3 protein-coding genes are annotated in these 8,108 nt (G+C 40.1%); all 3 read right to left on the bottom strand.

The window, feature by feature from the left end; translation table 11 throughout:
* Nucleotides 1-233 precede the first annotated feature (233 nt).
* Complete coding sequence (locus tag ACR1PO_RS21480) at nt 234-560, bottom strand: VanZ family protein (protein WP_332388450.1); 327 nt, start codon at nt 558-560, stop codon at nt 234-236.
* A gap of 25 nt (nt 561-585) precedes the next feature.
* A complete protein-coding gene (gene gcvH / locus ACR1PO_RS21475; RefSeq protein WP_041461925.1) occupies nt 586-963 on the bottom strand; it encodes a glycine cleavage system protein GcvH in 378 nt (125 codons plus the stop codon).
* Between the two features lie 107 nt (nt 964-1,070).
* Nucleotides 1,071-8,102 (bottom strand): T9SS outer membrane translocon Sov/SprA, encoded by a 7,032-nt coding sequence (sov, locus tag ACR1PO_RS21470; RefSeq protein ID WP_433988120.1) that lies wholly within the window; start codon nt 8,100-8,102, stop codon nt 1,071-1,073.
* Nucleotides 8,103-8,108 lie beyond the last annotated feature (6 nt).

Here is an 8,108-nt window from a genome sequence, read left to right as displayed (position 1 = left end):
AACAACTCCTTCCCTAGCCCTGATAGCAATGGTTACCCCGCAGCAGAAGCCGGAGCGAGAGGGCTTGAGGACGGGAAGCCCCGGCGCGAGGAGTAGAAATGGATAGCAGGATGAAGCTCCTGAAAAAGTTGGAGAGTTGGAGGGTCGGAGAGTCAGAGAGGCGGAAAACTGAAGTGGTTTGCTTATATTTTAAAGATAGAGGTGGAAATATTAGCAGTCTTTCGAAAGTGGAATCAGAAGAAACGTTTGATCAATAGTTTGTAGGCATAGTATCCTAACAGGCACCCGATAGTATCTGCTACGATATCTAAGGTTTCCATAGATCTGCCCAGTCCCATTTCTTCCTGCAGGATTTCAGTAAGGAATGCATAAATAAGAATGATCTGAAAGAAGTAGGAGAATTTTATTTTAGGAAACGTGGCAATGAAAGAAAACCCCAAAGCAGCAAATATACTGAGATGCAGAACTTTGTCGATACCACTGAACATGAACCAATATTCATGGTTTTCTTCTCCGGGTTTGAGAAGCATATAAGTAAGAAATGCCCAATAAATGGGCAGTATCTTACTAAATATTTTTGAAATCTTATCCAATGATCGCTTTGTAATCATCTGCAGAAAGTAACTCTGACTGATCTGCCCCATCAGCAATTTCCAATTTGATGATCCATCCGTTTCCATAAGGATCTGTATTTAACAGCTCAGGCTGATCTTCCAGGTCTGAATTAAATTCAATAACCTTCCCTGAAACAGGCAAGAATAGATCTGAAACAGTCTTTACCGCTTCTACACTTCCGAAAACGTCTCCTCCATTAAGGTCATCATCTACAGTATCTACATCCACATATACGATGTCTCCAAGTTCTCCCTGAGCAAAGTCTGTAATACCGATTGTAGCAACGTTACCTTCGATTCTGATCCATTCGTGATCTTTGGTGTACTTTAATTCTGATGGTGTGTTCATTTTTAAATTTTTATTTTGTACAAATGTATTCAAAAATATAGTAGCTTCAAATATCGGATATAAAAAAAGTCCTTCAAAACTGAAGGACTTTTAGGTTTGTATTATTTTTAGAATCCACCTGCGGATTCACCGAATGTAAATGTGGCTGAAATACCTGCTCTGATTGTAGACAGCGGGAATGCTGTGGAAATCTTATACTTTGAGGTCATCTGTTCGTAGAATACTCTCAGGTTCAGATTCTCAGAAACGTTGTAATCTGCAGACAGTTTAATGTTCATTAATCTTTGTCCTCCTGTGACCTGAGCATCATTTAACAGGATATTCATAATGGATGTTTTACTGTCTCTTAATGAAATATCTCCTCTGATGTTAAGATCACTTCCTTTTCCTCTTGTTCCTCTTCCTCTGATATTGGCCGTTCCCAATCTGAAGTTTCTGACAATATATCCAAGTCTTACCACGTATTCTGTATTGGCATCTTCAGTAAGCGTCTGGTTTACCAATCCGAGCACCATCATTCTGGTTCTGTTGTACTGTATCCCAAACTGCATGTTGTTTCTCATGGTAACATCTATTCCAATGAGCGGAGAGAAGGATTCTACATATCCGACCTGTGCAAAGGTATATGGATTGATCTTGTCTCCTGCATTTTTGATTACATTACCAGCATCATCTACAGTCTGATAAAATCCGTTCGGATTGCCATGATAGTCTACATTGCTTTGAATACCTGTTGCGGTATAGGTAGCAGTATAAGCATGTAAGATGTCAAACTTCGTGAATTGTCCGCTGATAATCGGGATATTTTTTAATCCTGAATACGTAATTCTCCAGTTTGGTAACGGGAATCCTGATTTTTTAGGATTAGTCATCGGTGTCACAGACTTTCCTTCCATAGCTGCTCTAAAGGCAGGAATTAATACATAGGCATTTCCGATGCTATAATGCTGGGCAAATCCATTGTTATCCAATACTGCTCCAGGGCCTCCCAATTGCTGGGAAAGCGCTCTTGCATTTTCTCTGATCGCCTGATAAACTGCCTGTCCATCTTTAAACGATGTGCTAAGAAGCGTTGTCGTATTGGAATAGGTTGTCAATTCGCTGGCAAATGTAAAGTCCGGATCAGGAACTCCGTTATTGGTATAGTTAAATCCTGTGTGTGAGAAGTTACTGTTAAAAGTGTGCAATACATTCAGGTCAACTCTTAAATCGTTCATCGGCATTACCTGTAAGTCTGCCCTCAATTCTTTGGTAGACATTCTTACGTATGGATCTGTCATATAGTTGGAACCACTCACCCATCCGTTTTCCATTACTGTTCTTCTGATATCTGCCTGTGATCCTAAAAGGAATCCAAGTGTCGGGCCTCCCAGTGTCTGGCCGTATCCATACCAGTTTGGAGCTGATATTAATCCAGGAAGCACTGTTCCGTTTGTTTCATTATAACTTACATTCAGCTGTTTGAAAGAAGTCAGGAAGAATGCTGCACTTTGAAGTGGAGTAAGCCTGTTTTTAAATTTATACTTTTTGTATCTGTATCTGTTCTTTTCCCATTGTTTTGCATACACGTTATTCAGAGAGTCCATCTCCTGTCTTCGCTTCTGCAGTTTTGCATTGATGTTTTTAAAGTAATTAAACTGACCAAAGAACTTAGGAAGATCTGCTGAAGCCGTTGCCTGAATAACATTGGTATTCTGACCCACTGATCCTAAACTCGCTGGCTGGTTAGTGGTAGGATCCACAAATCCAAGCAATGAAGTAGATCTTGCTGCCCAGTTATAAGTAAATCCATATCCTACTTCCGCATCAATGAAATCCAGGTAAGGCAGGTACTGGAACGGCAGTTTATAATTAAGCTGCGCTCTGTGATTGTACAATACCGGTCTTCCTGCTCTGAATACATTTCCAAAGATCGACTTATTGTCCATGGAATTCACATCCAGGTTATCATTAAGGGTTCTGGTTGCTGAGTTGATTTCCAGCTTTAATGATTTTGTGAAATTAAATCCTAATCCATACTGCCATCCAAAGAAGAAGTTTCTGTTTTTGATGGCATCAAAGTCACTGTTCATATTTCCGTTCAGGATTGCCTCCACATTTCTGAACTCTAACTCGTTATAATTTCTGTCGATTTCAGTTCTGAAAGAGATTCTTGTAGGTATTGGATTAAAGTTGAATTCCTTCACCCATCTCAGATACTTTGTAGATTTTGCGGTATCGCTGATCATTTTGTTGAAAGGTTTGATCATCCACGGTTTAAATGTGTAGTTGTAATCAATATATCCTCTCAGATACTGTCTGTAATTTCTTTTGGTATAAATATCCCTGTAATAGTCATCATTATAAACAGCAGTTACAGAAACGTTTTCAATATCATAGAATTTAGGCTTCTTATTTGGATTTACCCTTTCCTTATGCATATTCACAACTCCAATACTTCTCTGCTGGGTATAAGTTCTTGCTACTTTTTTCAGCTGATCTTTATTAGGCGCCTTGCTGAACTCCACATCGGTGTCCAGAGGATTATATTTCGGATCTTCGATAGTCTGTGAGTAAGAATAATTTAACGGAATTTTCACTCCGGTTTTTTCAGGAAGGAATTTGTCTACATTAATCGCGGTATTAATACTGAATGCCGATTGGGTAGACTGGGTTCTTTCTGCAGGTTTTGAATCGATATTACCGAAACCAACAGATGTATAGGAGGCATTGGCGTTCACGGTTGCCAGGTCTCCCATATTAAAGTTTAAGCTGGCGTTACCTGCATATCCTCCATCATTCTCAATTTCAGAAAGACGGATTTCGTTAACCCAAAGAACTCTTGTTATAGTGGATGCCCCTCTTGGATCAGAGTTTCTTACCCCAATCATAATAGTGGTAATATTTCCCAAACTTGGTCTACCTTTGATATAAATATTTTTATACGGTTCCTGATATCCTGTGTCAACTGTTCTATTAGTAATTGCAACACCAGATTTGTCTCTCCTGATTTTTGCATCTACAAAGTTCTGAACATCAAAATCAACTTCATTTTCCATTGGCCAGATCTCCATAGGAGCTGTTGCTGTAGTAGGAGTCATTCTTAGAGATGATTCGTACTCGTAATAGTTATCAGTAGCATCGCTTCCGAAACGGATAAAGAATTTGGTATTCTCATCCAGTCCAATTACTCTGTTCAAAGGATCATGAGCATGGACAAACAGCTTCAGCTTTTTGTATCTTCTCATATCCAAAGTCGTATTTTTAAACACTCCTCTTGCCTCAGTTTTAAGATCTTTCACTTTCATGTAAAGTGAGGCCTCATTCTGTCTCTGAGCTCCTGCATTACCACTCAAAACCTGTCTGTCAATTCCCGGAGGCAATACATATGGAGGTTGGTTCAGTGCATTTTCTTCAATATTTACACTTCCTATTTCAAAATTAGGATCTGTCACAGTTCCCGTTCCTTCTTCCGGATTAGTAACATTTAAACTTGCAATCTTACTGGTATATTTTCTCCAGTCTGATCTTACAAGATCCATTGTTCCGAATCTTAAAGTAGACGTTTGATCAAATCCTGTCAGCATTAATCTTGCAAATCTCACATTATTCAATACTGCATCTTCGTGTGTCCCTTCTGCTTTATCATAATTCGCTACCGGAATTCTGAACAAATACCATTTAACATCGGAAGACTGCCCGTTCTGGAATGTTGCTTTTACGGTTTTTACATCTACAATATTATTCGACCCAAGTGACAAACTTGGCTGGTCAAGCTTTATAACATATTGGTTATAGTTTTCACTCTGATCAAGGTTGTAATCCTTGTTGATATCTTCAGCATCCGGAGTCTGTGAAGATACATTCAGAGAGTTCGCTTCTGAGTTTCCTTCCGGGTTTCTGAAATACTTGTAACGTTCCACTACCGAAGCAGCCTGACTTCCTGTAAATTTATCAGAAAGGTAGAATACGAAGTCATCCACTGCCGGGTCAGCAATATTGGTTACCGGATTTACAAAGGTATTCCCGAACCTCATGGCTTCCTGATCAGAAGTAAGACCATCATATCCGGCATCCTGAGTTCTTCTGTCATCTCCTTCTGTAGAGAATGCATATAAAATTGGCGGCTGTTTTGGCTGTACTCCCCAGTTTGAATTCGTTGTAGAAGATGGTGTGCCCGGAGTAGGAAGTCCGTTTTCGTACTGCATTTTTCCATCTTTCAGAACATCTTCGGAAACGTTTCCTAAGTGAAGTAAAAGCTTTGGATCAGTTCCCAAGGTTTTACCGTCTGCATAAGGATCCATCATCCAGAATTCAACGTATTCAATATTTGAACTCACAAAGTTCGGAACGCTGATGGATCTCATAATCCCAGCCCACCTGCTTTGTGCCTGTTCCGTTACCGGATTGACGTTATATGGCCCTTTCTCTTTAGGGAAATAGGAAATATCAAAAGTATTCGTAAAAGTTTGTTCTCCTGCTACGAAATCTCTGTTGTTATAAATTTCGGAATATTGCACCCTTCTGGAAGCGTGGTTGGATACAGACTGTGGTGTGATTCCTGCAGGAGCTTTTCCACCGACACCCCAGAATCGCGGATCGATATTATACCATGTTAATAGCCCTCTTCCATATCCACTTGTTATATCATCATTTGCCGGTACCGTATTAAATGGCGGCAATGTATTTTTTTCCGGTTTTGAAGCAAGGCTCCATGCTGCCGGTTCTTTTAATGATATTTTAGAAGTTGTCTGTTCAAAATCGTCAATATAAGACTGGTTATTGGTTCCTTTATTCAATCCCGGTAATAAATAGGCGGCTTCCATCTTGAAGTTTAAGTTGGACGGAGCTTCGGTTTTTACCATCGGAAGTTTGTTGGTAAGCCTTGTCAGGTAAGGAGCCTGATTGTTGTACATCAGGTTGATCCCAGCCATGGTATTGTTTACGGCTTCCTGCCCGAAGTTTACTTTCTGGGTCAATGGAGATTCGGAGTAATTGATTACCGTTCCACCTAAGATAAAGTTTTCACTGAATCTTCTTTCCAGGTTTAATCCTAGGAATCTTTTTCTCTGGGTATTAAATGTCAGCTGGTTTTCCAGTGAAATATTGATGGCCTGTCCGGACTGCTTTACATTTTCATTGATGATGGTAACCGTTCCCAGCATATAGTCTACGGTATAGTCTACTCCTTCCGTAAGCTGTACTCCGTTTGCAGCTACTTTCACCGATCCCTGAGGAACGTTTACTGCTCCCAGAGAAATACCTTGCCCCTGAACACCTTTATAACGGCCTTCCATGGTATACCTTTGTGAAAGGTTACTGGAGAGCGCCTGTTGTTTTTGTTTGGTATAAAGATCCTGGAAAACATATTGAGGATCACTTGTACCCAATTTTGATTCCAGATATTTACCGAAGGGCTGTACTTTGGTAAAGATGACTCTTCCTGTTTCCGGTCTGATGGTAAGACCATTAACAAAGTCGAAGATACCGTCTCCTTTACTTCCATCTTTATTATTCTGGATATCGCCATTCATATTGAGGCGGTCCCAGTTAAATAATTTCAGTAAGTTCTGGTCTTTTACAGGAGTATCCGGAAGATAGTTTACTTTACCTCCTGTTTTCGGATCCCTGTAATAAACGTTAAGGATAAATCCATCCGGAGCTACCTGTCCGGCGTCAATAGAGTAAATATTCTTCATCATCAGATCCCACATCGGAGATTGAGTATTGACTTTGTTATTTACTCTCAATACTTTAGTAACCAGTACAGGGCTTTCTTCAGAAAACTCCCCTACTTTGTATACTTTATTGCTCCCGTTAACGGTATAGGAGTATGAAACGGCTAAAAGCTGCTGGTCATTAAGTTTTTGGTTTAATGAAATATATCCAAGCTGCGGCTGAAAAGTATATTCATTAGCATTCAGCTTCCTGGCTTTTGTATTGTATATGAATTGTTCCCCGTTATCATAAGGAGTGGGATCACCAGGAAGTACCTGTCCCTGGAAAATAGTACCATAGTTTTTTCCTGCTTCTCTGGTACCGGCTACTTCTGATACTTTATCATATAATCCGTTCAGAGAGTTATCTGGTAAAGTGGCCCCTCCTGCAGCTTCTCCCAGGTCTCTGATCCCGATAATACTTTTCTGATAGGCAAGATTACTGTTCCCCTGATCCAATACCCAAACTTCCAATCTGGTGATGTTGATTGTGGAATTGATTTGCGGATAATTAATCAAAGCATCGTCATACTTGTTCAGGAAATAGTGTCCTAAAAAGAAGTGCTGGTTTTCTTCATAGTCAATAGCATTGACTTTAAAGTTATTCATCACACCACCACCCTGAACTACAATATTACGGGCTTCACCCTGCTGCTGGGAAAGGACAACTGTTCCGAATGTTTTTCCTAACTGGAACTCTGTTTTCACCCCGAACAATGACTGGGAACCACGGATAAGGCTGGTTGAAAGCGGCATGTTTACGTTACCGAACTCAACTCTTTTGATTATTTTATCTTCTCCTCCTTCGTTAGGCTTATCTACATTTCCAAGACCTTTGCTTTGAAGATCTTTCCAGCTTCCTTTTGCCTGCCAGACGAGATTCATCCTGTTTTCGAAAGCAAAACCGCTCTGAGTATCATAATTGGCCTTTAACTGAAGATTTTCACCTACTTTCCCCAATAATCCCAGCTGAATTCTCTGATCTATATCAAAGGTAAAGCTGGTCCTGTTTTGCGGCAGGATCATCGGGTTATCTATTTTCTGGTAAAGCCCTGCAAAATCCAGGGATGCATACCCTGAAGGAATGATTTCAATTTTATTACCTCCGAAAATGGTTTCAAAAAGTCTGTTGTTGATCTGTAATGAAGGAATAAGTCCCTTCTTTCTGGCATCGGATCTGTCTCTTCTGAAGAGAAGGTTATATTTATCAGATTTCTCCTTGTAATAGGCTTTTGTCTGGCTGGCAAGCATATATTCTTTATATTCTTCCGGAGACATTGCTGTAGGAGGACCTGTAATGGTATTTCCGATTTTGGGATACACGTAATACATCCCGGTTTTTATATCGTAATAGGCTTCGTACCTCGTAGGGTCAGCCACTTCATATTGTTTTCTTATGATCGCTGTATCTTTCTGTGCCTGCGCAAAAGCACTGACAGACATACACAG

The sequence above is a fragment of the Chryseobacterium amylolyticum genome (assembly GCF_051011775.1).
Lineage (GTDB): Bacteria > Bacteroidota > Bacteroidia > Flavobacteriales > Weeksellaceae > Chryseobacterium.
The sequence above is the reverse complement of the archived record's forward strand: the minus strand, read 5'-3'. Positions and strand labels throughout refer to the sequence as shown.

Bases quoted from the DNA above. Each gene is read 5' to 3' on its own strand.
- sov (WP_433988120.1), bottom strand. From the start codon at position 8,102: ATGTCTGTCAGTGCTTTTGCGCAGGCACAGAAAGATACAGCGATCATA.
- gcvH (WP_041461925.1), bottom strand. From the start codon at position 963: ATGAACACACCATCAGAATTAAAGTACACCAAAGATCACGAATGGATC.